Source organism: uncultured Bradyrhizobium sp., from assembly GCF_936943645.1.
Classification (GTDB): domain Bacteria; phylum Pseudomonadota; class Alphaproteobacteria; order Rhizobiales; family Xanthobacteraceae; genus Bradyrhizobium.
Map to the genome: position 1 here is coordinate 29,010 of NZ_CAKZJO010000105.1, position 24,273 is coordinate 53,282.

Here is a 24,273-nt window from a genome sequence, read left to right on the forward strand (position 1 = left end):
GAGAGAGCCATGCGCGGAGTTTTCGTCGACGCCAACGAAGCCCTCGCCGTAATCATGGAGCGGCTGGAAAAGCCCGGTGATCCCAAGGTGCGGATCCACAGGGATCCTGACATCAAGCCGGAGCAATATCCGGAAGTTCTCGGCGGCGCCGAGATCGCGATCGTCGACCACACCGCGCTGCCGACCGAGGTCGCGAAGAAGTGCACCGGCCTGAAGCACGTCGTGTTCCTCGGCACCGGCGCGCGCAGCTACATGAACCCGGAGGAGCTCACCGAGCTCGGCATCTCCGTGCACCTGATCAAGGGCTACGGCGATACGGCCGTGGCGGAATCCGCGATCGCACTGATGTGGGCTTCCGCGCGCGTCATCGCGATGATGGACCGCGAGATGCGCGCCGGCAGCTGGCTGCGCGAGGACGGCATGCAGCTCACCGGCAAGACGCTCGGCCTGATCGGCTTCGGCGGCATCGCCGCCGAGGTCGCGCGCATTGCCTCGGGCAGCGGCATGAAGGTGATCGCCTGGAACCGCTCGCCGAAGAGCCATCCGGGCGTCGAGTTCACCGATCTCGACACGGTGCTGGCCAGAAGCGACGTCGTGTCGCTGCATCTGCTGCTCAACGACGAGACGCGCGGCATGATCACGCGCGAGAAGATCGCGAAGATGAAGCCAGGCGTCATCTTCGTCAACACCGCGCGCGCTGCGATCGTCGACGAGCAGGCGATGATCGACGCGCTGAAATCGGGCCATATGCGCCATGCCGGTCTCGATGTCTTCAACACCGAGCCCTTGCCCGGCGATCATCCGCTGACGAAGATTCCGAACGTGACGCTGTCGGCGCATTCCGCCTTCCGCACGCCGGAAGCCAGCGAAAACCTGATTGAAGCGGCATGGGTCCACTGCCGCCGGATCGTGAACGGATAAGAGCAATAAAAATGGCCGACTATCGCACCATCAAGGCAGAGCCACTCACCAACGCCATCCGCGCCATCGTCAAGGCCGGCGGCTCCTCGGACCGCGAGGCCGAGCTCGTGTCCACCAATCTGGTCGAGGCCAATCTCAAGGGCCATGACTCGCACGGCGTCGGCATGATCCCACGCTATGTCCAAAGCATCGTGAACGGCGGCCTCGCCGTGAACGCGCATGTCAAGACCGTGCTCGACACCGGCCCGCTCCTCACCCTGGACGGCGTCACCGGCTATGGCCAGGTGATCGGCCATGAAGCGATGGAGCTGGCGGCCGAGCGCGCCAAGAAGAATGGCGTGTGCCTCGTCGGCCTCTCCAACTCGCATCATATCGGCCGCATCGGCCATTGGGCCGAGCAGTGCATCAACCACGGGTTGGTCTCGATCCACTTCGTCAACGTGATCTCGCGCCCGATCGTGGCGCCCTGGGGCGGCAGCGATCCGCGCCACGGCACCAACCCGTTCTGCGTCGGCATCCCGCGCAGGGGCAAGGAGCCGATCGTGCTCGACTTCGCCACCAGCCGGATCGCGCAAGGCAAGACCCGCGTTGCCCACAACAAGGGCGTCGCGCTCGAGCCCGGCACCATCATCGACAACGAGGGCAAGCCCACGGTTGATCCGCGCTACACCGTGATCCCGCCGTACGGCGCGATCCTGCCGTTCGGCGAGCACAAGGGATCGGGGCTCGCGCTGGTGTGCGAAATCCTCGGCGGCGCACTTTCCGGCGGGCAGGTGGTCAAGGGCCCGTCCGACGGCAAATACAACGTTATCAACGGCATGCTCTCGATCGTCATCGATCCGAACAAGCTTGGCACTGGCGAGAACCTGGCAAGCGAAGTCGAGGGCTTCGTTGCCTGGCACACCGGCTCACCTCCCGGCCCCGGCGTCGACAGGGTGAAGATCGCCGGCGAGCCCGAACGAGAGACCAAGAAGAAGCGCCTCGCCGAAGGCATTCCGGTCGATCCCACCACCTGGCAGGAGATCATCGAGGCCGGGAAGAAGTTCGGGCTGGATCAGGCGGCGATCGAGAAGATCGCGGGGTAGTCTCGAGACGAGCAATCACAAACGGTGTCGTCCCGGACCAGCGCGCCCTTAAGGCGCGCGCAGATCCGGGACCCATAACCACCACAGAACGTTGTTTGGCGAAGACTCGGAGTTGCCAGCCTAGCCAAACAACCTCTCCCCGTGGTTATGGGTCCCTGCTTTCGCAGGGACGACAGGAGAGGTTGTTGCAACCGCGGAGTTAGCCTTCGCGAAGGCTCCGCCTCAATCCACCATATCCGCGACCGCCTTGCCGCACGCCGTGGTGTCGGCATTGCCGCCGAGATCCTTGGTGCGGAGCGTGCGTTCGGCCAGCGTGCGCTCGATGGCCTCGACGATCGACTTGCCGGCGACCTTCTCGCCGAGATGCTCCAGCATCATCGCGCCCGACCAGATCGCACCGATCGGGTTGGCGATGCCCTGCCCCGCAATGTCGGGCGCCGAGCCGTGCACCGGCTCGAACACCGAGGGGAAATCACCCTCGGGATTGATGTTGCCCGACGGCGCGATGCCGATCGTGCCGGTGCAGGCCGGGCCGAGATCGGAGAGGATGTCACCGAACAGGTTGGAGCCGACCACGACGTCGAACCAGTCCGGGTGCAGCACGAAGTTCGCGGTCAGGATGTCGATGTGGTACTTGTCCCACTTCACGCCCGGAAACTTCTTGGCCATCGCCTCCACGCGCTCGTCCCAATAGGGCATGGTGATGGAGATGCCGTTCGACTTGGTCGCCGAGGTCAGGTGCTTCTTCGGCCGCGACTGCGCGAGCTCGAAGGCGAACTTCAGGATGCGGTCGACGCCGGTGCGGGTCATCACCGTCTGCTGCGTCACGAATTCGCGGTCGGTGTCCGGGAACATGCGGCCGCCGACGGAGGAGTACTCGCCTTCGGTATTCTCGCGCACCACCCAGAAATCGATGTCGCCGGGCTTGCGGCCCGCCAGCGGCGACGGCACGCCAGGCATCAACCGCACCGGGCGCAGATTGACGTACTGGTCGAACTCGCGGCGAAACTTGATCAGCGAGCCCCACAGTGAGACGTGGTCCGGAATCTTCGCCGGCCAACCGACCGCGCCGAAATAGATCGCATCGTGCTTGCCGATCTTCTCCTTCCAGTCGTCGGGCATCATCTGGCCGTGCTTCTCGTAATAGTCCCAGGACGAGAAGTCGAAATGGTCGAAATGAAGGGAGACCCCGTGCTTCTTCGCCGCAGCCTCCAGGACGCGCAGGCCCTCGGGCATCACTTCCTTGCCGATGCCATCGCCGGGAATAACCGCAATCCGGTATTGTTTCTTGCTCATCGAGAACGTCCTTGATTGGTCCGGCAGCCGCCGCCTTTTTGACCGCACCGCAATGGACCAAACGCGGCGGCAGTGCAACGCTGCACTGCAATGTTGACCGTGGCGCGGCCGAGCGCCTACTGATTTGATCCTGCTCCCATCCCGCGAGTAACCCTCATGGATCTGCATCTGCGTGGCAAGCGCGTCCTGATCACAGGCGCGTCCAAGGGCATTGGCGCCGCCGCGGCCGAAGCGTTTGCCGAGGAAGGCGCAAACCTCCTGCTCGCCGCCCGCAGCGGCGACCAGCTCAAGGCGTTGGCGGACCGCCTGCGCTCCGCGCATCAGATCGATGCGGCAACCAGCGTCGTCGACTTGCGCAAGCCCGAGGATCTGGCGCGGCTCGCCCGGGAAGCCGCCGACATCGACGTGCTCGTCAACAATGCCGGGGACATTCCGGGCGGCTCGATCGACAAGATCGACGAAGCGACCTGGCGTCACGCCTGGGAATTGAAAGTTTTCGGTTACATCAACCTCACGCGGCAGATCTACGCGCAGATGAAGGCCAAGGGCGGCGGCGTGATCGTCAACGACATTGGCGCGGCCGGCGAAAAGTTCGACGCCAACTATGTCTGCGGCAGCGCCGGCAATGCCGCTCTGATGGCCTTCACCCGCGCGCTCGGCGGCAAGAGCCTTGCCGACAACATCCGCGTGGTCGGCATTAATCCCGGCCCTGTCGGCACCGATCGCCACGTCACGCTGCTGAAGACGCGGGCCAAGCACCAGTTCGGTGACGAAAGCCGCTACAAGGAATTCCAGAAGAGCCTGCCGCTCGGGCGGCCTGCGCATGCGCGCGAGATCGGCGACCTCATGGCGTTCCTGGCGTCGGATCGTGCCGGGTATACGTCGGGCGTGATCTACACGGTGGACGGCGGCATCAGCGCCGGATGGGGTTAAGTATTGCCGTCATTGCGAGCAATCGCGGCATGATAAGCACAGGAGTAGAATAGTTGTCTCAAGACCTGATCCGCCAAACCGCTTGCGCCGTCGTCGACAAGCTGCGCTCCGGCGACGTCTCGCCGCTCGAACTGCTTGATGTCGTGGAAAAGCGCATCGGCGAGGTCGACGGCAAGGTCAATGCGCTGCCGATCCTCTGCTTCGATCGCGCGCGGGACAGCGCCAAGGCCTTGATGCGAAAACCTGCCGGCGCGCGCGGGCTGCTGGCGGGGCTGCCGCTGCCGATCAAGGACTTGACCGACGTTGCGGGCGTGCTGAGCACGCAGGGCTCGCCGATCTTCAAGGACAACGTTCCCGCAAAGTCCGACCTCATGGTCGAGAACCTCGAGGCCAACGGCGCGGTCATCTATGCCAAATCCAATACGCCGGAGTTCGGCGCCGGCGCCAACACCTTCAACGAGGTGTTCGGCGCGACGCTCAATCCCTGGGATACGACGAAATCCGCGGCCGGCTCCTCCGGCGGCGCGGCAGTAGCGCTGGCGACCGGCATGGCCTGGCTCGCCCAGGGCTCGGACATGGGCGGCAGCTTGCGCAGCCCGGCGGCCTTCTGCGGTATCGTGGGCATGCGCCCCAGCATTGGCCGCGTCGCCCATACTCCCAAATCCGGTATCGACCGCAATCTCGGCGTGGTCGGCCCGATGGCACGCAACGTCGAGGATCTTGCGCTGCTGCTGGATGCCATGAGCGGCGACTATGCGGACGATCCTCTGTCGTTGCCCGCCCCCGCAGCCTCGTTCCTGTCCGCGGCACAGTCGGGCAGGAAGCCGAAGCGCATCGCTTACTCGCCCGATCTCGGCATCACGCCTGTTGATCCCGAGGTCAAGGCGATCACGCGCAAGGCAGCCGAACGTTTCGCGGAAGCTGGCGCCATCGTCGAGGAGGCGCATCCCGACTGGCGCGAGGCGCATGAGTGCTTCCACGTGCTGCGCGCGTTCGATTTCGCGATGACCAAGGCCAATCTGCTGCGCACCAAGCGCGATCTGCTCAAGCCCGAGGTGATCTGGAACATCGAGGAAGGCCTCAAGCTCACCGTCGAGCAGATCGCGCGCGCCGAAGCGCAGCGCGTCGGCATGACCGCGCGCGCGGTCGAGTTCTTCAAGACCTACGACCTGCTGCTGACGCCGACCACGATCGTACCGCCCTTCCCGATCGAGCACCGCTATGTCGCCGAATGCGCCGGCAAGAGGTTCGACAATTACGTCGAGTGGCTCGGCATCGTCTACGCCATCACGCTCGCCTGCTGCCCCTCGCTGTCGCTGCCGTGCGGCTTCACGGCGTCCGGCCTGCCGGTCGGCGTGCAGGTCGTCGGCGCGCCAAGGGGCGATGCAGACGTGCTCGCTGGCGCGAAGGTGCTGGAGGACATTCTGGGCCTGCGCGGACAGACGCCGATCGATCCCAGGGTGAAGAAGTAGGGTATTCCGCGCCCCGGACGCGGCGCAACGCCTCTTCGGCGGCGCGCTGCAGAGCCGGAGCCCATCTCGCCGAGACTTCCCGTACAACCCTGGGTCCCGGCTCTGCGGCGCAGCGCCAATGCGCTGCACCTTGTCCGGGACACGAGGCTCTCACCTCGCGCTGGTGGCTTCCAGGCTGCGGCTATAGCGCGACATTGCGAAGCAGAACACGAAGTAGATCGCCGCGACGAAGATGTAGACCTCGACCGAAAATTGCTGCCAGGCCGGATCGATGATCGCGGTCTTCGCCGTCGTCAGCAGGTCGAAGATACCGATGATGAGGACGAGGCTGGTGTCCTTGAAGAAGGCGATGAAGGTGTTGACCAGCGGCGGGATCACGTGGCGGATCGCCTGCGGCAGGACGATCAGACGGTGCTTGCGCCAGTAGGACAGCCCGAGCGCGTCAGCGGCTTCATACTGCCCGCGCGGCACGGCCTGAAGGCCGCCGCGGATGACCTCGGCGAGATAGGCGCCCGCGAACAGGATGATCGCGATCTGCGCGCGCAGCAGCTTGTCGATGTTGAATCCGCTCGGCATGAACAGCGGGAACATCACGCTCGCCATGAACAGCAGGCTCACCAGCGGCACACCGCGGATCAGCTCGACATAGAGTACGCTCAGCGAGCGGATCGCCGGCAGCTTCGAGCGCCGGCCGAGTGCGACGAGGATGCCGAGCGGAAAGCCGAATGCGAGCCCGAACGTGGCCAGGATCAGCGTCACCGGCAAGCCGCCCCAGCGATCCTGCGACACGAAGGAGAGCCCAAACACCCCGCCCCACATCAGCACGCTGATCAGCGCGAGCGCGCCGATCCAGAGGAAGACGAGCTCGCGCCGCCACAAGGCGCGGCGGGTCGACAGATAGAACAGCGCGATGAACAGCAGCACCGAAAGCGCCGGCCGCCACTGCTCGTCGAACGGGTAGGTGCCGAACAGGATGAAGCGGTACTTTTCCGGAATGATGGCCCAGCAGGCGCCGACACCGCGGACCGCGCGGCAGGCACTGGAGTCGTTTGCCGGGGTCAGCCAGACGGCGTTGGCGATGCCCCACTGGACAAAGCTGAAGAGGCCCTTGGCGAGCAGCGCCAGCAGCACGACCGTGACGATGCCGTTCGGGATCGACGAGAACAAATTGCTGCGCAGCCACCGCGACACCGGATTGCCCATTTGCGGGCGGCGAGCGGCGCGGGGCGCATCGGGGATGTCGGTAATTGCGGTCATGCTCAGCGCTCCGCCAGCGCGATGCGCGCATTGTACCAGTTCATGAAGAAGCTGATGGACAGGCTGATGGTCAGGAACACCGCCATGATCAGCGCAATCGCCTCGATCGCCTGCCCGGTCTGGTTCAACGTGGTGTTGGCGATCGAGACCACATCCTGGTAGCCGATCGCGACCGCGAGCGAGGAGTTCTTGGTCAGGTTGAGATACTGGCTCGTCATCGGCGGCACGATCACGCGCAGCGCCTGAGGCAGGATGATCTGCCGCAGCATGAAGCTGCGGCGGAGACCGAGCGCGTTGGCGGCGTCCCATTGGCCGCGCGGCACCGACTGGATGCCGCTCCGCACGATCTCGGCAATGAACGCCGAGGTGTAGGTGACGAGCGCGATCAGCAGCGCGAAGTATTCCGGGGCGAGCGTCAGCCCGCCGACGAAATTGAAGCCGCGCAACTCCGGCCATTCGATCGTCCAGGGCACACGGAGCACCAATGAAAGGGCCGCCGGCAGCACGACGATGAGCCCGAGCGCAAACGGCCACGCCGGCCGCGGCTTGCCGTCGCGCATCTGCTGCACCACGAGCCCTCGCCTGACGAGATAGAACAGGGCGCATCCGAGCACGGCGGTACCGAGCACCCAAAGCTGCAACGGGCCGATCGGAATGGCCGGCAGGATCAGGCCGCGATTGGACAGGAACACGCCCTCAACCGGCCGCCACGCCGCGCGCGCGGCCGGCAACGCCTGCATCAGCACGTACCAGAACAGGAGTTGAAGCAGCAGCGGGATGTCGCGGAGCGTCTCGACATAGACCGCGGCGAGGCGCGACAGCAGCCAGTTAGCGGACAGGCGCGAGATGCCGATCAGCGTGCCCAGGATGGTCGCGAGCACGATCCCGATCACGGCGACGCGCAAGGTGTTGGCGACGCCGACGACGAAAGCCCAGAGGTAGCTGTCTCTCGGGTTATAGGCGAGCAGGCTGTCGGCGATCGGCATGCCGGCCTCGCGGCCGAGAAAGGCAAAGCCGGTCGTGATGCGGCGGGCCGAGAGGTTGGTGACGGTGTTGGACCAGAGGAAGCCGACGACCGCGAGCGCGATCCCGACCACCAGCACCTGCCAGAACAGGCCTTGCAGTTCGCGGCGCCCCCATGTGCCGAACATGCGGCGCGGCGGCGGTCTCCGAGCGTCCGTGGTCACAGCGCAAGAATCCTTCTCAAGGGAGCGACGACTTCCGGCAGCGCACGTCAACTGTTGCACCGATCTAAAATTCATGCAACAAATGTTTCATGGTCGAGCCCGCGAAATCCTCGCCGCTGAGCGAACTGCGCATTGCATTGCCATCGCTCCCGATGCGGCTGCAGGAAGTCGGCCGCTTCGTCGCCGCCAACGACTACGACGCCACCACCCGTTCGATGCGCGACCTCGCCGCCGAAGCCGGCGCCGATCCCGCCGCCTTCACCCGCCTCGCCAAGGCGATCGGCTATTCGGGCTGGGACGAATTGCGCGCGGCGCTGACCGAAGCGCGGCGGCCGTCGCAGACCTCGCCCTTCTCCGGCCGCGCCAGAGGCCGTCGGCCCGGTCCGAATTCCGATGTCGCGCTCGTCACCGACAAGCTGGAGGCCGAGGCCGCCGGCCTTCCGCGAATCCCGGCCCAGCCGATCGCGGAGGCGGCCCGTGCGCTGCATCAGGCCAAGCGGATCTGGATCGCGGGCTATCGCAGCTGCCGCAGCGTTGCGGAGCTCTTGAACTACGAGCTGCGGCTGTTCCGTCCCGAACAGGTGCAGCTTGTCGGAACGTCAGGCCCCGACGATCTCGACCTCGGCGCTATCAGGCCCGGCGAGGCCGTCATCGTCATCGGCTTCCTGCCCTACACCCATGCGAGCGTCCGCGTCGCACAGGCCGCTCACCGCAGCGGCGCGACGCTGATCGCGATCGCGGACAGCCTCTCGGCACCTATGGCCGAGGGCGCCGACCACGTGCTGCTGTTCGAGGCGGCGTCGTCTCCTGGATTCTTCCCGAGCCTCACCGGCGCGGTCGCAATTGCGCAGTCGCTGGCGGCCGTGACGTTCTCGCTCGGCGGCGCCGCTGCGAAGAAGCGCCTGGAAAATACCGAGGCGCGGCTCATCGCTGCCTCCATCTACGTCCCAGAGAAAGGTTGACCCATGGCCGCCCGCACCAGCCGCGTGCTGCACCGCTCGCTCCGCGAAACGCCGCCCAAGGCGATCGGCGGCGAAGGCGTCTATCTCTTCGCCGAGGACGGACGGCGCGTGATCGACGCTTCCGGCGGCGCGGCCGTCTCCTGCCTCGGCCACCAGCATCCCCGCGTGATCGCCGCGATGGCCAAGCAAGCCTCGACGCTGGCCTATGCGCACACCGCCTTCTTCTCGTCGGAGCCCGCCGAAGCCCTCGCCGAGACGCTGGTCGGCCATGAGCCCGGCGGCCTCGCCTACGCCTATTTCGTCAGCGGCGGATCGGAAGCGATCGAAGCCAGTATCAAGCTGGCGCGGCAATATTTCATCGAGCGCGGCGAACCCCAGCGGCAGCATTTCATCGCGCGGCGGCAGAGCTATCACGGCAACACGCTTGGCGCCCTCGCCGCCGGCGGCAACGCCTGGCGACGCGCGCCTTACGCGCCGCTGCTCTCGGCCGCCTTCAGCCACGTCACGCCGGCCTTCGCCTATCACGAGAAGCATGACGGCGAGTCCGATGCGCAATTCGTGGCGCGGCTGGCCGCGGAGCTCGAGGCCGAATTCCAGCGGCTTGGTCCGAACACGGTCGCAGCGTTCCTCGCCGAGCCTGTCGTCGGCGCCACCGCGGGCGCGGTGACCGCGCCGGACGGCTACTTCAAGGCGGTGCGTGAGATCTGCGACCGGCACGGCGCCCTGCTCATCCTCGACGAGGTCATGTGCGGCATGGGGCGCACCGGCACCACGCATGCCTGGGAGCAGGAAGGCATCGCGCCCGACATCCAGGCCATCGCAAAGGGGCTCGGCGGCGGCTACCAGCCGATCGGTGCAATGCTCGCCAGCGGCAAGATCATCGATACCATCCGCGCCGGTTCGGGCGCCTTCCAGCACGGGCATACTTACCTGGCCCATCCCCTCGCCTGCGCGGCCGCGCTCGCGGTGCAGGATGTGATCCGGGAGGATCGCCTGCTCGACCGCGTGAAGGAGCGCGGCAAGCAGCTCGAGCAGCGGCTGACCGAGCGCTTCGGCAATCATCGCCATGTCGGCGACATCAGGGGCCGCGGCCTGTTCTGGGCGATCGAGCTGGTCGAGGATCGCGCCAGCCGCACTTCGTTCGATCCCGCGCTGAAGCTGAACCAGAGGATCAAGGCGGAGGCCTTCGCCAATGGACTCGGCTGCTATCCCGGCGGCGGCACCGTGGACGGCGTGCGCGGCGACCACGTGCTGCTGGCGCCGCCCTATATCGCCTCCGCCGACGAGATCGACCTGATCGTCGACAAGCTCGGCACGGCCGTCGACAACGTGTTGCGTAGTGTCAATCACTGAGGGGAGAGTAGCATGATGAGGAAAGTGGTTATCGCGGCGGGCGTGCTCGCTGCATCGACGGTCGTCGCATCCGCAGCGACGCTCGACACGGTGAAGAGCCGCGGCACGCTGGTGTGCGGCGTCAGCGCCGGCTTTGCCGGCTTCTCGGCGCCGGACTCGCAAGGCAATTACAAGGGTCTCGACGTCGATTATTGTCGCGCGCTCGCAGCCGGCGTGCTCGGCGATCCCAACAAGGTGCGCTACGTCTCCCTGACGGCGCAGAACCGCTTCACCGCGCTGCAGTCGGGCGAGATCGACGTGCTTTACCGCAACTCGACGCAGACGTACTTGCGCGGCGTGACGCTGGGCTTGCGGCAAGGCCCGATCAATTTCTACGACGGCCAGGGCTTCGTCGTGAAGAAGGATCTGGGCGTCAAGGACATCAAGGACCTCAAGGGCGCCACCGTCTGCGTGGCTCAGGGCACCACGCACGAGGTCACGCTCGGCGATTACGGCCGCGCCAATGGCATCGACTGGAAGCCGCTGGTGTTCGACCGCGTCGACACCATGTACCAGACCTTCTTCGGCGGCCGCTGCGATGCCATGACCCAGGACGCCTCCGCGCTCGCCGGCGCCGTGACCACTGCGGCGCCGAACCCGGCCGACTACGTCGTGCTGCCGCAGACCATCAGCAAGGAGCCGCTCGGACCCTTCACCCGCAACGGCGACGAGGTCTGGAGCGACATCATCACCTGGCTGCATTACGGCCTGATCGAGGCCGAGGAGCTCGGCGTCACGCAAGGCAACGTCGAAGAGATGGCGAAGTCGCAGGTACCCGCGATCCAGCGCCTGCTCGGTGCCTCCGGCGACCTCGGCTCGCGGCTTGGGCTCGACAACAAATGGCTGGTGACTGCGATCAAGGCCACCGGCAATTACGGCGAGATCTACGAGCGCAATGTCGGCAAGGCGAGCCCGCTCAAGCTCGATCGCGGCCTCAACGGCCTCTGGAGCAAGGGCGGCTTGATGTACGCCGTGCCGTTCAAGTAAGGAGTTCACCTCTCCCCGCCTGCGGGGAGAGGTCGACAGCGCAGCGGTCGGGTGAAGGGGGGCTCTCCGCGAGTCCAACTCTCACCGTCCCCGCGGAGACTCCCCCTCACCCCGACCCTTTCCCCGCAAGCGGGGCGAGGGAGACGAGACATCCCATGCGCATCGCCCTGATCCACGCCCTCAAGCACTCCATCGCTCCGATCGAAGCGGCGTTTGCCAAGGCCTGGCCACAGGCGCGGTTGATGAACCTGCTCGATGACAGCCTGTCGGCGGATCTGGCCCGCGACGGCACGCTCAACGACGTCATGACCGAGCGCTTCCTGGCGCTCGGCGATTATGCTGCGGCGACAGGCGCGAACGGAATTCTGTTCACCTGCTCGGCTTTCGGCCCCTGCATCGAGGCGGTCGCGCGCGCGCATGCGCCGATGCCGGTGCTGAAGCCGAATGAGGCCATGATCGAGCGCGCGGTGACGATGGGCAAGCGCATCGGCCTGCTCTCGACCTTCCCGCCGACGCTGGTGTCGATGCCGCCGGAATTCCCGGCCTCGGTCCAGATCGTGCCGAAGCTTGCCGAGGGCGCCCTGGCGGCGCTCGACCGAGGCGACCGCGCCACGCACGACCGGCTGATCGTTGAAGCGTCCAAGGACCTGCACGATTGCGATGTCATCGCGCTGGCCCAGTTCAGCATCGCGGCGACCGCGCCGCTGGTCGCGGAGGCCACCGGACGTCCCGTCGTGACCACGCCGGACAGCGCCGTCGACAAGCTCATGATGCTGTTGAAAGCGACGGCTTAGGCACCGGGCTTTGTCTAGCGTCGCGTCGCCCTGATCGCGGCCGTGAGCGCGGCTTTGGTCTCGTTGACGAAATCCTCGACCAATTCCTCGCGCGTGGCGTGCGCGGCCTCGCCGGTGAACAGGCCCTGCTCGGCCAGCATCACCACCCCATGCAGTGCCGCCCAGATTTTGAGCGCTTGCCGTTCGCGCAAATAGCCGATGGCCGGCGCCTCCAGCGCTTCGATCACCAGCGAAAAGGTTTCCCGCGTGGCCGCGTACAGCTCGTTGCCCTTGACGGCGCAAGAGACGGTGCGGGACGCAAACATCAAGCGATAGATGCCGTTGCGGCGCAGGCCGAACTCCAGTGTCGCCTGAGCCAGAAGCGACAACTTCGATTGCTTCGTCGGCTTTGCCATCGCCTCCCGCAAGATCACATTGAACTGCCGGAACGCCTCCGCCGTTGCCGCCGCGAGCAGAGCCTCCCGATCCGCAAAGTGACGATAAGGCGCCGGCTGCGACACGCCGAGCTGCTTCGCCAACGCCTTGATGCTGATCGCCTCGGCACCACCCTGCTCCGCCTCGCGCAGCGCGGCCTTGATCAGAGCATCGCGAAGATCGCCATGGTGGTAGGTGTTCGCGGGCTTGCGGGCGAGTTGTGAGCGCATGTCGCAGTCGAGCCTACAAGTTTGCCCTTGACAGGGGAAGGCCGGCGCGAATGTAATAGCATATAACTTAAGGCCTGTGGCAAATGCCGCAGATAAAATTGACATGAGGAACGCGCCGCCCCGTGGGCTCCGCGCGCACACGACCGAGGATGCCGCCATGACCGAGCGACTGAGGGTTCACGTTGATCCCGACAAATGCCAGGGCCACGCGCGCTGCAAAGCACTCGCGCCGGAGCTTTTCGAGCTCGACGAATTCGGCAACGCACACGAAGCCGGCGACGGCACGGTCCCGCCCGGGCTCGAAGACAAGGCCTGGCTTGCCAAATCCAACTGCCCGGAAATCGCAATCGATGTGATCGAGGAGTAGCGCGGCCTCCGCCGCCCCGCATCCTATCACCGAACACGAGCCAAGGGATTCCCCGACATGTCCGACGTCAGCCAGCCTGTCGCCCATCCGCCCGTCATCGACTGGGTCAACGATTTCGACCACACTGATCCGCAGTGGACGGAAGATCCATTTCCGATCTGGGACGAGCTACGCGCTGCAAGCCCGGTCGTGCATACCGAACGCTTCCTCGGCTGCTACATGCCGACGACCTACGATGCCGTGCGTGAGATCGCCAACGATACCGAGCATTTCTCCTCGCGCCGCATCATCGTGCGCGACGTACGGCCGGAGATCGCGAGGAACGCCGCCCCGCCGATCACTTCCGACCCGCCCGTGCACAAGCCGGCCAAGCAGCTCCTGTTGCCGCCGTTCACGCCGGACGCGATGAAGAAGCTGGAGCCGCGGATGCGCGCGATCTGCAACGAGCTGATCGACGGCTTCATCGCCGACGGCAAGGTCGACGCCGCCTCGCGCTACAGCAAGTACATCCCGGTTCGGGCGATCGCGCACATGCTCGGCATTCCCGAGAGCGACAGCGATCTCTTCATCAACTGGATCCACATGATCCTCGAGCTCGGCATCAAGGACGAGACCAAGCTGCTCCAGGCCGTGCAGGAAATGAGCGCCTATTTCAGCACGCATATCGAGGAACGCAAGACCAGGCCGACCGACGATCTCATCTCCTATCTGATGAACGCCAAGGACAAGGAGGGCCAGCCGCTGGAAGAGTCCCATGTGCTGGGCTCGCTACGCCTGCTCCTGATCGCCGGCATCGACACCACCTGGAGCGCGATCGGGTCCTCGCTCTGGCATCTGGCAAAAGTCCCGGCCGACCGCGAGCGGCTGATCGCCGAACCGAACCTGATCCCGAACGCGGTGGAGGAACTGCTGCGCGCCTATTCGCCGGTGACGATGGCCCGCGAGGTCGTCAAGGACACCGCGATCTCGGGCTGCCCGGTCAAGGCGGGCAACATGGTGTTGCTGTCCTTCCCGGCCGCCAATCGCGATCCCAAGATGTTTCCGGACGCTGACAAAGTCGTGATTGATCGTCGGGAGAACCGCCATGCCGCTTTCGGCCTCGGCATCCATCGCTGCGTGGGTTCCAATCTCGCGCGCATGGAGATGCAGGTTGCGCTGGAGGAATGGCTGAAGCGCATTCCGGACTTCCGGCTCGATCCGGCAGGCACGGTGACCTGGTCGCAGGGCACGGTGCGGGGCCCTCGCCAGTTGCCATTTCTGCTGGGAAAGGCGATGTAGGCCTTTCCAAACAGCGACGAAGGGCCGGACGTGACTGAGCAAGCAACCCACCCGGCCCCTGACCACATCGACCTCGCCGATGCCAAGCGCCGGATCAAGGCGATCTTCATCGGCTCGATCGGCAATCTCGTCGAGTGGTACGACTTCTACGCCTACACGGCCTTCGCGCTCTATTTCGCCCCCGCCTTCTTCCCCGGCACCGACCCTGTCGTCCAGCAATTGAACGTCGCCGTCGTTTTCGCGGCGACCTTCCTGATGCGCCCCCTGGGCGGCTGGTTCTTCGGCTATCTCGCCGACCATTTCGGCCGACGCATCTCGCTGACGCTTTCCGTGGTCTTCATGTGCTTCGGTTCGCTGATCATCGCGCTGACGCCGACTTATGCAACGATCGGGTTCGCCGCGCCGGTGATCCTCGCCCTTGCACGCATTATCGAGGGCCTCAGCCTCGGCGGCGAATATGGCGCCAGCGCCACCTATCTCAGCGAAGTCGCCGATCCCAAGCACCGCGGCTTCTATTCCAGCTTCCAATACGTCACCTTGATCGGCGGCCAGCTCACTGCGATCATCGTGCTGCTGCTCCTGCAAAAGGTCTTCCTCACCCCGGAAGAGCTGAAGGCCTGGGGCTGGCGCATCCCGTTCGCCATCGGCGCGGCGCTTGCGATCTTTGCCGCGGTGATGCGGCGTGGCTTGCACGAGACCGAGGCGTTCGAGGAAGCCAAGAAGGTCGTGAAGCCGACTGGCTCGATCGCCAATCTGCTGCGCTATCCGCGCGAGTTGCTGCTGGTGGTCGGCCTCACCGCGGGCGGCACTGCCGCATTCTACACCTTCACCACCTACATGCAGACTTTCGTCAAGCTTTCGGTCGGCTTGACCGAGGACCAGACCACCCTGGTGATCTTCGGCACCTTGATCTTTGCGACCATCCTGCAGCCGATCTATGGCGCCCTCTCCGACAAGATCGGGCGCAAGCCGCTGCTGATCTTCTTCGGCGTCGCCGGCACGCTCGCAACCGTACCACTGTTGATGACGCTGAAGGAGACCAAATCGCCCTTCGTCGCGTTCATCCTGATCTGCTGCGCCTGGCTGTTCGTCGCCGGCTACACCTCGATCAACGCCGTGGTGAAAGCCGAGCTGTTTCCGACCAACGTCCGCGCGCTCGGCGTCGGCCTGCCCTATGCGATCACGGTCTCGATCTTCGGCGGCACCGCTCCGGCGATCGCGCTCTACTTCAAGAGCATCGGGCACGAAGACTGGTTCTACTATTATCTCGCCGGAATCATCTGTCTGTCGCTGATCATCTATTCCACCATGCGCGACACCAAGCACGCCTCCGCCATGCACCGCCACGAGTAGCCAATGTCCGACGACAACGAGCCGCCCGACAGCAAGCTGACCCGCACCAAGCAGAAATGGGCGCGCGAGGGCCGCTTTCTCACCGGCAAGGTCACGCGGCCGGAAGATCAGCGCCTGCCGCCCGGTCAGCACCTCACCAAGGACTGGCCCGTGCTCGACCTCGGCGTCCTGCCGCCGATATCGCGCGAGCGCTGGCGCCTCGACGTCTACGGCGCGGTCGAGACCCCCGTGTTCTGGACCTTTGCCGAATTCACGGCGCAGAAGCAGGCCCGGTTCACCTCTGACATCCATTGCGTGACGACCTGGTCGCGTTACGACAACGAATGGGAAGGGCTCGCCACGCGCGAGCTGCTCGCAGCCTGCCAGCCACGCGAGGATGCGCGCTTCGTGACGCTGCATTCCTATGACGGCTATACCACCAATCTCGCGCTGGAAGACTTTGCCGCAGAAGATGCGCTGCTCGCCCATAGCTGGTCCGGCCAGCCGCTGACCGAAGAGCATGGCGGCCCGGTGCGGCTGGTCGTGCCGCATCTGTATTTCTGGAAGAGTGCCAAATGGCTCCAAGCCATCGAATTCCTCACCGAGGACGCGCCGGGCTTCTGGGAGGTCCGCGGCTATCATAACCGCGGCGATCCCTGGGCCGAGCAGCGCTATTCGAACGATTAGAGTTCAACAGAACGGGGGAACCCCATGCCCACGGAACGCTTTCAGTTCACAGGCGAAGGCGGCCATCAGCTCGCGGCCGCGCTGGAGTTGCCGGACGGCGAGCCCGCGGCCTACGCGCTGTTCGCGCATTGCTTCACCTGCGGCAAGGATGCGCTGGCGGCCAAGCGCATTGCGGTCGCGCTCGCCACCAAGGGCATTGCGGTGCTGCGCTTCGATTTCACCGGGCTTGGATCGAGTGAAGGCGATTTCGCCAATTCGACGTTCTCCTCCAACGTCGCCGATCTCGTCCGCGCAGCGGACCATCTGCGCCAGATCCGGAAAGCGCCGTCCCTGCTGATCGGCCACAGCCTCGGCGGCGCCGCGATCCTTGCTGCAGCCGGCCAGATTCCCGAAGCACGCGCCGTCGTGACCATCGCGGCGCCATCCGATCCCGCACACGTCACGGGCCTGTTCAAGGAGCATCTCGACAACATCCGCGCGCAAGGCGAGGTCGAGGTGTCGCTTGCGGGCCGTCCGTTTCGGATCAGGCGCGAATTCGTCGACGATGTCGCCGAGCACGAGCTGATGAAGGACATCACCGGTCTTCACAAGGCGCTGCTGATCCTGCAGTCCCCCGTCGACGACACCGTCGGGATCGACAATGCAACGAAGATCTTCGTTGCCGCGAAGCACCCCAAAAGCTTCGTCTCGCTCGACCATGCCGATCATTTGCTGACCAAACCAGCCGATGCGCTCTATGCGGCCGACGTGATTGCAGCCTGGGTTAGCCGCTACATCGACACGGCGCCCCCCGCGAAGACGATGGACCTCCCGGAGGAGCCGCGGAAGGTCGTGGTGCAAGAGACCCGCAAGAGCAAGTTCAATCAGCTCATCACCGTCGGCCCCCATCACCTCGTCGCGGACGAGCCGGTCGCGGCCGGTGGAGAGGATGCAGGGCCGGGCCCATACGACTTCCTGCTGGCTGGCCTCGGGGCCTGCACCTCCATGACCATGCGTCTCTATGCCGACCGCAAATCGCTGCCGCTCGACCGCGTCACCGTCACGCTGAAGCATTCCAAGATCTACGCCAAGGACTGTGCGGAGTGCGAGACGCGCGAGGGCATGCTCGACCAGATCGAACGCGACATCACGATCGACGGCGCACTCGATGCCGAGCAGCGCAAGAAGCTGATGGAGATCGCGGACAAGTGCCCGGTGCACCGGACCCTGACGTCGGAGATCCGCATCGTGACGAAGGCCGTGGACTAGCAGACTAGAAGCACGCGGCCATGGTCCGCAGCGCCGCGCTGATCTCGCTCTCGCGCCAGGCCGCAAAGCCGAGCAGCAGGCCGTGATCTTGCGGGTTGTTCAGCGCCAGGCTCGACAGGGCACGCGTCACCACTCCCGCCTCGATGAGCCGCTTGACCGCCGCCTGGTCGGCGCGGCCGCGATTGAGACGCGCCACGAGCTGGATGCCGCCTGAAGGCACTTCAGCCGTGAGCACCTCACCGAGGTGACGCTGCAGTCCGTCCACGAGATGATCCCGGCGCGCGTGATAGAGCCGGCGCACCCGGCGCAGATGCGCGAGGAAATGCCCATCGGCGATAAACGCGGCCAGCGCTTCCTGGATGTGGCTCGAAGCGATCATTCCGATGTGGCGCTGTGCAATCTCAAACGTGCCGACCAGCGCCGGCGGTACGACGAGATAGCCGAGCCGGAGATCCGAGGTCATCGCTTTCGAAAATGTCCCGACGTAGAACACGCGGCCATGGGTGTCCAAGCCCTGCAACGCTGGCACGGGCCGGCTGTCATAGTGGAATTCGCCGTCGTAATCGTCCTCGACGATCCAGGTCTTGCCGGGTCGGCTTGCCCTGAGGAACTCGGTGCGGCGCGCCAGCGACATCAATCGTCCCGTCGGGTGCTGATGCGACGGCGTCATGAAGATGAGCTTTGGCGCGCTCATTCCCGATGTCCACTGCATGCCCTGCTCGTCCAGCCGCATGCCCGTCACGCTCGCCCCGGAGGCACGGAACGCGGCCGCCGCACCGGGATAGCCGGGATCCTCGACCCCGACCTCGTCGCCGGGCACGATCAGCACGGCCGCAATCAATGTCAGCGCGGCCTGCGCGCTGGGCAGGATCAGGATCTGATCGACCGTGGCGCGAACGCCCCTGCTGGTCGCGAGGTAGTGTGCCAGCGCCTCGCAGAGGCGTGGGCGGTTGACCGGACCAATCTCACGCCGGGCCGCGAGCACCGCACTGCGACGCAGGCAGCGCGCCCAGACTTCGTTCGGGAACTCTCGTGCGTCGCCATGTCCCGGACGCAACGGCCTGAACGGCGCCTGATAAGACAGCGGCCAATCCGCCTGCTTGAGCCTCGTAGCCCATGGGGAGAACGTCGGCCTTGCGGAACGCGCGGTGGATTTGGCGACCGCCGCACCATCACCGTGTCCGCCGCCGTCGACCATCACCACCGGACGGCGACCATGCGATGCCGCGAGATATCCTTCCGCGGCGAGCTGCTCGAAAGCATAAGTGACCGTATTGCGCGATACGCCCAGATCTTCTGCAAGCCGGCGGCTCGACGGCAGCACGCGGCCTTTGCCGAGACGGCCGCTCGCGATCAGGTTTCGGAGTTGGCCCGTCAGTTGGGCCGCCAATCCCTCGTCGTCGCTCCGCTTCAGATCGATCAGCGCCGAGATCATGTCGTCCGAAACTGGCACCCTATTCCTCTCCAATCTGGCACTTTTTCAGGTGCCAGCCAGGATGCTATCTCGCAGGCTGCATTGCTTCAAGGATTCTGCGATGAACGCTCTCTCCCCCCGCGCGGCCGTCGGCCTGTTCCTGATCGTCGTGCTGGCCTGGGGCGTGAACTGGTCGGTGACGAAGCAGCTTGTCCAGCTCCTTCCGCCGCTATGGACGTCGGCGATCCGGAGCTGGATCGCGCTGGCCGGATTGTTCATGATCCTCGGACTGAGCAACAATCTGGTGATCCCGGAGCGGCGCGACATTCCGGTGGTCCTCAGCGTGGCGCTGCTCCACATGACGATATTCTCGGTCCTTGTCGCGGCCGGCGTGCGCTTCCTGCCGGCGAGCAAGGCCATCGTGCTCGGCTACACCACGCCGCTCTGGGTCGCGATCGCTGCGCCGCTGCTGGGGAAGGAAACGCTGACGGCACCAAAGCTTGCCGGCGCCCTGCTCGGGCTGGTCGGGCTTGCCGTGATCCTGAACCCCGCCTCGATCGACTGGACCGACACCAACGTCGTGCTCGGCGCCGGCATGGTCATCCTGGCTGCGATCTCCTGGGCGGCGAACATCATCTATATCCGCGCGCATCGCTGGATCGCCTCGCCGCTCCAGCTTCTGATCTGGCAGGTGCTCGTCGCAACCATCGTACTGACTGTCAGCGCGCTGCTCGTCGAGGGCCTGCCGCACACGGGATGGTCGCCGCGGCTCGTGATGCTGTTCCTGTATTCCGGGCTGATCGGGTCGGCGCTGGCCTATTGGGCAATGTCGATGGTCAACAAGAGCATCTCGGCCCTGACGACGGCGCTCGGCACCACGGGAACGCCGCTCGTCGGCATTGCCAGCGCGGCGATCCTGCTCGGGGAGCCCATCGACTTGAGCCTTGCCATCGCAGCAGTGCTGATCGTCAGCGGCATCGGCCTTGCGACACTGGGAGACCGGCTGCTGCGCCGTCAGGCGGCCGCGAGCGGCTGAACGCGCAGCACGCCGCGCAGGCCCGCCGTCGTGCCGAGCAGAATGCCGGCGAGCGCGACGAACGAGCCCAGCGCGAGCGTCGACATGCCCGTAAGCCCCTGCCCGATCGAGCAGCCGAACGCCATGACGCCGCCGATTCCCATCAGCGCGGCACCGCTGCCCGAGCGCAGCATGTGGCGCGGCGAGGAATAGCCCTCCAGCTTGAAGCGGCCGGTAGCGAGCGCGGTGATGAGGCTGCCGGCGAAGACGCCGGCAACCGTCGCGATGCCGAAGTTCAGCGACAGGCCGGTGGAGAGCATGGCGTATTGCAGCGCGTCCGCAATCGGCGCGATGAAGGTGAGCGAGGTCACGGGAACCGGATTGAAGTCGTCGGCGCCGAGATAACCGGTGGCGTACCAGCCGGCAGCAACGAGGAGACCGATGCTGATCCCCGCGGCGATCTGGCCGGGTGAGCGACGGAAGGCCGGATGCGCGAAAGCGAACAGGACCAGCGCGACCGCTATCGCCGCGGCAGCAAGCGCCCGCGACAGTGCGTCCCCCAGACCGAGCGTCGCCAGCAAGGACGGCAGCGAGTTCGCGTTGACCGTGGTTTGCGAGGCCTGAACCAGCGCGATGCGCGCCGGCGCGATCAGGCCCTTGAGCGTCATCTGCGCGGCGATGGCCAACACGATCACGACGACGAAGGAACGCAGATTGCCGCGCCCGAGCAGCACCAGTGCGCGCGAGCCGCAGCCGTTCGACAGCACCATGCCGTAACCGAACAGCAGGCCGCCGAGAAACAGCACCGGCACCGAGAATGACGGCTGCAGATAGATCGTCTTGCCGAGGTCGACCATGCCGTTGCCCGCGAGGAACTGGCTCGCGGCGATCGCAACCGCGATTGCCAGCGCATAGGTCCGCACCAGCCGCCCGTCTCCCTCGGCCAGCCAGCCGCGCATGCTGCTCATCAGGCAGAAGCCGCTGAGAAGGCCGACCGCGCCATAGGTCAAGCCAATGACGAGGCCTGCCAGGATGACGAATTGTGCGGGCGATTCCATGATTACGGCTTGAGGATCACGCGATCCCGCGAAGAGCCGGCGACGGCGACATAAGCCGCTTTGGCACTCTCCAGCGGATAGACGGCATTTGCCTTGATCGGAAACGGCTTCAGGTGACTGCTCGCAAAGCCCGGGCCGAGGTCGCGCAGCACCGCGCCTGTCGCCGTCGAGGACAGGCCGAGCGTATCGATGCCGACATAGGTGTGCTGTCCCCGGTAGAATTCGAGGATGTTGAACTGCACGATACGGTCGATCGCGGCAATCAGGATCTGGCGGCCGCGCAACGCGAGCGACTTGTGCGCGGCCTGGAAATAGGGATCGCCGACCGTATTGAAGACGATGTCGGCACCTTTGCCACCGGTCAACTCGCGAACGCGCACCGCAACGTCGACCGCGGAGGCATCGATCACCTCAACCGGCGCGTTGCTGTGACCTTCGTAGGCCTCTGCCTTGCGCACCACGCCGATGACGCTTGCGCCCTGCCATGTCGCGATCTGGACCGCGGCCTGGCCGACCTTGCCGTTGACGCCGAACACCAGCACGGTGTCGCCGGGCTTCGGCAAGCCTGCGCGGCGAAAGCCTTCCATCGCGGTGACGAAAGGCACGCCGATGCCGGCAGCCTCCTCCCACGACACCGTCTTCGGCTTCTCCACCGCGGCATCGGCCTCGACCACGAGATGGCTGGCATGGGTGCCGTCGCGGCGGATGCCGAGATCGCCGGAGGAGCCGAACACCTCGCGGCCGACCGTGCCAGCCGGCCCGTCGATGACGACGCCGGCATAATCGCGACCCGGGGTACGGGGGAACACGGCATAAGGCATCAGCCCCGTCGCGGCCTTCACGTCGGATGGGTTGACGGCCGCAGCCTTCACCTCGATCAGGAGATCGTTCGGCCCGCGCGTGAGCGTATGGCGCTCGACCAACGGCGCAAGCGCGGCGGCGTTCTCGGCCTTGGCATTGAGGCGTACGCAGCGCGCTTCGAGGGATTTGGCATCAGCTGGCGACATGAAAAGACCCGCGATTTCTCGCGGGCCTTGTCGCCTCTGGGGCCGGTCAAGTCAACCGCCCGGCTCATGGGGGCTAAAGGCTAGTCCTTTGGCCGCTTGTCGTAGAGCCGCTTGGCCTTGCCGAGCGAGCGTTCCAGCGTGTCAGGGGGCACGATCTGAACCTTCGAGCTGATCCCGATCGTGTTCTTGATGTGGGTCGAGATCCGGTCGGCGTGGTCGATGAGGCCCCTCCCGTCCCAGCTTTCCGACCGCGCCTCGGCGATGATGGTCAGCTCGTCCATGCGGCCCTCGCGGGTCAGCTCCAGGATGAAGTGACCGCCGCACCAGTCGGTCGCGAGCAGCACTTCCTCGATCTGGGTCGGGAACAGGTTGACGCCGCGCAGGATGATCATGTCGTCCGAGCGCCCGGTCACCTTTTCCATGCGACGCATGCCCGGCCGTGCCGTGCCAGGCAACAGCCGCGTCAGGTCGCGGGTGCGATAGCGGATCACCGGAAAGGCTTCCTTGGTCAGCGAGGTGAAGACCAGCTCGCCCTTCTCACCGTCAGGCAGCACCGCGCCGGTCTCGGGGTCGATCACCTCGGGGTAGAAATGGTCCTCCCAGATGTGGAGGCCGTCCTTGGTCTCGATGCATTCCTGCGCGACGCCCGGGCCGATCACCTCTGACAGGCCATAGATGTCGGTCGCATCCATGTCGAAGGCGTCCTCGATCTCGCCGCGCATGGCATTGGTCCAGGGCTCGGCGCCGAAGATGCCGACCTTGAGCGAGCATTCACGAGGGTCGAGCTTCTGGCGCTTGAACTCGTCGAGGATCGCCAGCATGTAGCTGGGCGTCACCGTGATGATATCGGGCCGGAAGTCGTTGATGAGCTGGACCTGCCGCTCGGTCATGCCGCCGGAGATCGGCACCACCGTGCACCCCAGCTTCTCGGCGCCGTAGTGCACGCCGAGACCGCCGGTGAAGAGACCATAGCCATAGGCATTGTGAATGATCATGCCGGTGCGGCCGCCGGCGGCGCGGATCGAGCGCGCCATCACCTCCGACCAGGTGTCGATGTCTCTTTGCGTATATCCGACCACGATCGGCTTGCCGGTCGTGCCAGAGGAGGCGTGCACGCGCACCAGCTTCTCGCGCGGCACGGCGAACATGTTGAAGGGATAGTTGTCGCGCAAATCCGTTTTCACCGTGAACGGAAATTTCGCGAGATCCGCGAGCTCGCGAAAATCGGACGGATGCACGCCGGCCTTGTCGAACGCCTTGCGATAATGCGCGACATTGTCATAGGCGTGCTTCAGCGACCAGGCCAGCCGCTGCTTCTGCAGCGTCATGATCTCGTCACGCGAGGCGCGCTCATGCGCGTCCATCTCGGCGTTATAGAAGCCGCTTTCCTTGAGCCTCGTCAAAGCCATCCTCGCTTCCCCACAACATTGATTGGTTCTTTTCTTGGTTGGTTATTCGTCCCGCGCCGGCAACCATGTGCCGGGAATGACGCGCGAGTGCCCGCGGAATTCCGCGATGACGACATCGCCGGCGGTGACGCGCACGTCATAGATGCCGGAGCGTCCGCCGCGCGTGATCTCGCGCGCTTTCGCAACGAGGCGATCACCGAGCTTGCCGGGCCTGATGAAGGTGATCTGGCCCTGCGCGGCAACAACGCGGTCATTGTGCGAGTTGCACGCGAACGCAAAGGCGGAATCGGCCAGCGTGAAGATGAAGCCGCCATGGGCGATGCGCTGGCCGTTGACCATGTCCGGCCGCACCGTCATTGCCAGCGTCGCATAGCCCGGGCCGACCTCGACGATCTCCATGCCGAGCCCCTTGGACGCATCGTCCTCCGCCCACATCGCCTCAGTGCAAGCGCGGGCAACATCGTCAGGCGACAAAGCAGCTTTGAGGTTCACGCGCCTCTCCCGGTCAAATGCTTGCACATGATGTTC

The 24,273-nt window shown here is 65.4% G+C and carries 23 protein-coding genes; 14 read left to right on the top strand and 9 right to left on the bottom strand.

All coding sequences use genetic code 11. The features are described 5' to 3' along the window. Positions 1-9 precede the first annotated feature (9 nt). Positions 10-921 carry an NAD(P)-dependent oxidoreductase gene (locus Q0743_RS30965; RefSeq protein WP_298245215.1) on the top strand — a complete coding sequence of 304 codons (912 nt, stop codon included), beginning with the start codon at positions 10-12 and terminating at the stop codon, positions 919-921. A gap of 11 nt (positions 922-932) precedes the next feature. After that, complete coding sequence (locus tag Q0743_RS30970; protein WP_298245216.1) at positions 933-2,006, top strand: malate/lactate/ureidoglycolate dehydrogenase; 1,074 nt, start codon at positions 933-935, stop codon at positions 2,004-2,006. Positions 2,007-2,228: 222 nt separating this feature from the next. Here the strand turns inward: Q0743_RS30970 and Q0743_RS30975 are convergent, their stop codons facing one another. Beyond that, positions 2,229-3,302: a tartrate dehydrogenase gene (locus tag Q0743_RS30975; RefSeq protein ID WP_298245217.1), complete on the bottom strand. Its 1,074-nt coding sequence runs from the start codon at positions 3,300-3,302 to the stop codon at positions 2,229-2,231. A gap of 156 nt (positions 3,303-3,458) precedes the next feature. Between Q0743_RS30975 and Q0743_RS30980 the strand changes: the two genes are divergently transcribed. Then, positions 3,459-4,235 carry an SDR family oxidoreductase gene (locus Q0743_RS30980; protein ID WP_298245218.1) on the top strand — a complete coding sequence of 259 codons (777 nt, stop codon included), beginning with the start codon at positions 3,459-3,461 and terminating at the stop codon, positions 4,233-4,235. A gap of 53 nt (positions 4,236-4,288) precedes the next feature. After that, positions 4,289-5,707 carry an amidase gene (locus Q0743_RS30985; protein ID WP_298245219.1) on the top strand — a complete coding sequence of 473 codons (1,419 nt, stop codon included), beginning with the start codon at positions 4,289-4,291 and terminating at the stop codon, positions 5,705-5,707. Between the two features lie 150 nt (positions 5,708-5,857). On the opposite strand, the gene Q0743_RS30990 is transcribed toward Q0743_RS30985, so the two are convergent. Together Q0743_RS30990 and Q0743_RS30995 are read right to left on the bottom strand one after the other, a co-directional pair. Beyond that, positions 5,858-6,964, bottom strand: coding sequence for an amino acid ABC transporter permease (locus tag Q0743_RS30990; RefSeq protein ID WP_298245220.1), 1,107 nt, complete (start codon positions 6,962-6,964; stop codon positions 5,858-5,860). Between the two features lie 2 nt (positions 6,965-6,966). Continuing rightward, on the bottom strand, positions 6,967-8,151 hold the full coding sequence (locus tag Q0743_RS30995) for an ABC transporter permease subunit (RefSeq protein WP_298245221.1): 1,185 nt from the start codon (positions 8,149-8,151) through the stop codon (positions 6,967-6,969). Between the two features lie 89 nt (positions 8,152-8,240). Here Q0743_RS30995 and Q0743_RS31000 point away from each other — a divergent pair, with 89 nt between their 5' ends. The 4 genes from Q0743_RS31000 (at position 8,241) to Q0743_RS31015 (ending at position 12,286) form a co-directional block, all read left to right on the top strand. Further along, positions 8,241-9,113 carry a MurR/RpiR family transcriptional regulator gene (locus tag Q0743_RS31000; protein ID WP_298245222.1) on the top strand — a complete coding sequence of 291 codons (873 nt, stop codon included), beginning with the start codon at positions 8,241-8,243 and terminating at the stop codon, positions 9,111-9,113. 3 nt (positions 9,114-9,116) lie between these two features. Further along, positions 9,117-10,466, top strand: coding sequence for an aspartate aminotransferase family protein (locus tag Q0743_RS31005; protein WP_298245223.1), 1,350 nt, complete (start codon positions 9,117-9,119; stop codon positions 10,464-10,466). Positions 10,467-10,478: 12 nt separating this feature from the next. After that, positions 10,479-11,492 carry an amino acid ABC transporter substrate-binding protein gene (locus Q0743_RS31010; RefSeq protein ID WP_298245224.1) on the top strand — a complete coding sequence of 338 codons (1,014 nt, stop codon included), beginning with the start codon at positions 10,479-10,481 and terminating at the stop codon, positions 11,490-11,492. A 155-nt stretch (positions 11,493-11,647) separates the two neighbouring features. Further along, positions 11,648-12,286, top strand: coding sequence for an aspartate/glutamate racemase family protein (locus Q0743_RS31015; protein WP_298245225.1), 639 nt, complete (start codon positions 11,648-11,650; stop codon positions 12,284-12,286). 14 nt (positions 12,287-12,300) lie between these two features. On the opposite strand, the gene Q0743_RS31020 is transcribed toward Q0743_RS31015, so the two are convergent. Next, the gene (locus Q0743_RS31020) at positions 12,301-12,930 is read right to left on the bottom strand and encodes a TetR/AcrR family transcriptional regulator (RefSeq protein ID WP_298245274.1); all 630 of its coding nucleotides are present in this window, start codon (positions 12,928-12,930) and stop codon (positions 12,301-12,303) included. Positions 12,931-13,087: 157 nt separating this feature from the next. Between Q0743_RS31020 and Q0743_RS31025 the strand changes: the two genes are divergently transcribed. Genes Q0743_RS31025 through Q0743_RS31045 form a run of 5 tightly spaced genes read left to right on the top strand, consistent with a single transcriptional unit; the run spans position 13,088 to position 17,842 of the window. Further along, entirely contained in the window at positions 13,088-13,297 is a 210-nt protein-coding gene (locus Q0743_RS31025) for a ferredoxin (protein WP_100181354.1), read from the top strand. 57 nt (positions 13,298-13,354) lie between these two features. Then, positions 13,355-14,575: a cytochrome P450 gene (locus Q0743_RS31030; protein WP_298245226.1), complete on the top strand. Its 1,221-nt coding sequence runs from the start codon at positions 13,355-13,357 to the stop codon at positions 14,573-14,575. 30 nt (positions 14,576-14,605) lie between these two features. Further along, positions 14,606-15,928, top strand: a complete 1,323-nt coding sequence (locus tag Q0743_RS31035) for an MFS transporter (RefSeq protein WP_298245227.1) — start codon at positions 14,606-14,608, stop codon at positions 15,926-15,928. 3 nt (positions 15,929-15,931) lie between these two features. Further along, positions 15,932-16,594: a sulfite oxidase-like oxidoreductase gene (locus Q0743_RS31040; RefSeq protein ID WP_298245228.1), complete on the top strand. Its 663-nt coding sequence runs from the start codon at positions 15,932-15,934 to the stop codon at positions 16,592-16,594. 24 nt (positions 16,595-16,618) lie between these two features. Continuing rightward, positions 16,619-17,842 carry a bifunctional alpha/beta hydrolase/OsmC family protein gene (locus tag Q0743_RS31045; RefSeq protein ID WP_298245229.1) on the top strand — a complete coding sequence of 408 codons (1,224 nt, stop codon included), beginning with the start codon at positions 16,619-16,621 and terminating at the stop codon, positions 17,840-17,842. A 4-nt stretch (positions 17,843-17,846) separates the two neighbouring features. Here Q0743_RS31045 and Q0743_RS31050 read toward each other — a convergent pair whose 3' ends face one another. Continuing rightward, a complete protein-coding gene (locus Q0743_RS31050; RefSeq protein WP_298245275.1) occupies positions 17,847-19,277 on the bottom strand; it encodes a PLP-dependent aminotransferase family protein in 1,431 nt (476 codons plus the stop codon). A 100-nt stretch (positions 19,278-19,377) separates the two neighbouring features. Between Q0743_RS31050 and Q0743_RS31055 the strand changes: the two genes are divergently transcribed. Next, positions 19,378-20,292, top strand: coding sequence for a DMT family transporter (locus Q0743_RS31055; RefSeq protein ID WP_298245230.1), 915 nt, complete (start codon positions 19,378-19,380; stop codon positions 20,290-20,292). Here Q0743_RS31055 and Q0743_RS31060 read toward each other — a convergent pair. From Q0743_RS31060 to paaI, 4 genes are all read right to left on the bottom strand, one after another. Then, positions 20,271-21,329 carry a YeeE/YedE family protein gene (locus Q0743_RS31060; protein ID WP_298245231.1) on the bottom strand — a complete coding sequence of 353 codons (1,059 nt, stop codon included), beginning with the start codon at positions 21,327-21,329 and terminating at the stop codon, positions 20,271-20,273. The genes Q0743_RS31055 and Q0743_RS31060 overlap by 22 nt on opposite strands. Positions 21,330-21,331: 2 nt before the next feature. Further along, positions 21,332-22,336, bottom strand: a complete 1,005-nt coding sequence (locus tag Q0743_RS31065) for a zinc-binding alcohol dehydrogenase family protein (RefSeq protein ID WP_298245232.1) — start codon at positions 22,334-22,336, stop codon at positions 21,332-21,334. A gap of 80 nt (positions 22,337-22,416) precedes the next feature. Continuing rightward, a complete protein-coding gene (gene paaK, locus Q0743_RS31070) occupies positions 22,417-23,745 on the bottom strand; it encodes a phenylacetate--CoA ligase PaaK (protein WP_298245233.1) in 1,329 nt (442 codons plus the stop codon). Positions 23,746-23,787: 42 nt separating this feature from the next. Beyond that, positions 23,788-24,237 carry a hydroxyphenylacetyl-CoA thioesterase PaaI gene (gene paaI, locus Q0743_RS31075; protein ID WP_298245234.1) on the bottom strand — a complete coding sequence of 150 codons (450 nt, stop codon included), beginning with the start codon at positions 24,235-24,237 and terminating at the stop codon, positions 23,788-23,790. Positions 24,238-24,273 lie beyond the last annotated feature (36 nt).

Coding starts and splice junctions, on each gene's coding strand:
- Q0743_RS30965 (WP_298245215.1), top strand. CDS start 10: ATGCGCGGAGTTTTCGTCGACGCCAACGAAGCCCTCGCCGTAATCATG.
- Q0743_RS30970 (WP_298245216.1), top strand. CDS start 933: ATGGCCGACTATCGCACCATCAAGGCAGAGCCACTCACCAACGCCATC.
- Q0743_RS30975 (WP_298245217.1), bottom strand. CDS start 3,302: ATGAGCAAGAAACAATACCGGATTGCGGTTATTCCCGGCGATGGCATC.
- Q0743_RS30980 (WP_298245218.1), top strand. CDS start 3,459: ATGGATCTGCATCTGCGTGGCAAGCGCGTCCTGATCACAGGCGCGTCC.
- Q0743_RS30990 (WP_298245220.1), bottom strand. CDS start 6,964: ATGACCGCAATTACCGACATCCCCGATGCGCCCCGCGCCGCTCGCCGC.
- Q0743_RS31000 (WP_298245222.1), top strand. CDS start 8,241: ATGGTCGAGCCCGCGAAATCCTCGCCGCTGAGCGAACTGCGCATTGCA.
- Q0743_RS31005 (WP_298245223.1), top strand. CDS start 9,117: ATGGCCGCCCGCACCAGCCGCGTGCTGCACCGCTCGCTCCGCGAAACG.
- Q0743_RS31010 (WP_298245224.1), top strand. CDS start 10,479: ATGATGAGGAAAGTGGTTATCGCGGCGGGCGTGCTCGCTGCATCGACG.
- Q0743_RS31015 (WP_298245225.1), top strand. CDS start 11,648: ATGCGCATCGCCCTGATCCACGCCCTCAAGCACTCCATCGCTCCGATC.
- Q0743_RS31020 (WP_298245274.1), bottom strand. CDS start 12,930: ATGCGCTCACAACTCGCCCGCAAGCCCGCGAACACCTACCACCATGGC.
- Q0743_RS31025 (WP_100181354.1), top strand. CDS start 13,088: ATGACCGAGCGACTGAGGGTTCACGTTGATCCCGACAAATGCCAGGGC.
- Q0743_RS31030 (WP_298245226.1), top strand. CDS start 13,355: ATGTCCGACGTCAGCCAGCCTGTCGCCCATCCGCCCGTCATCGACTGG.
- Q0743_RS31040 (WP_298245228.1), top strand. CDS start 15,932: ATGTCCGACGACAACGAGCCGCCCGACAGCAAGCTGACCCGCACCAAG.
- Q0743_RS31045 (WP_298245229.1), top strand. CDS start 16,619: ATGCCCACGGAACGCTTTCAGTTCACAGGCGAAGGCGGCCATCAGCTC.
- Q0743_RS31050 (WP_298245275.1), bottom strand. CDS start 19,277: ATGATCTCGGCGCTGATCGATCTGAAGCGGAGCGACGACGAGGGATTG.
- Q0743_RS31055 (WP_298245230.1), top strand. CDS start 19,378: ATGAACGCTCTCTCCCCCCGCGCGGCCGTCGGCCTGTTCCTGATCGTC.
- Q0743_RS31060 (WP_298245231.1), bottom strand. CDS start 21,329: ATGGAATCGCCCGCACAATTCGTCATCCTGGCAGGCCTCGTCATTGGC.
- Q0743_RS31065 (WP_298245232.1), bottom strand. CDS start 22,336: ATGTCGCCAGCTGATGCCAAATCCCTCGAAGCGCGCTGCGTACGCCTC.
- paaK (WP_298245233.1), bottom strand. CDS start 23,745: ATGGCTTTGACGAGGCTCAAGGAAAGCGGCTTCTATAACGCCGAGATG.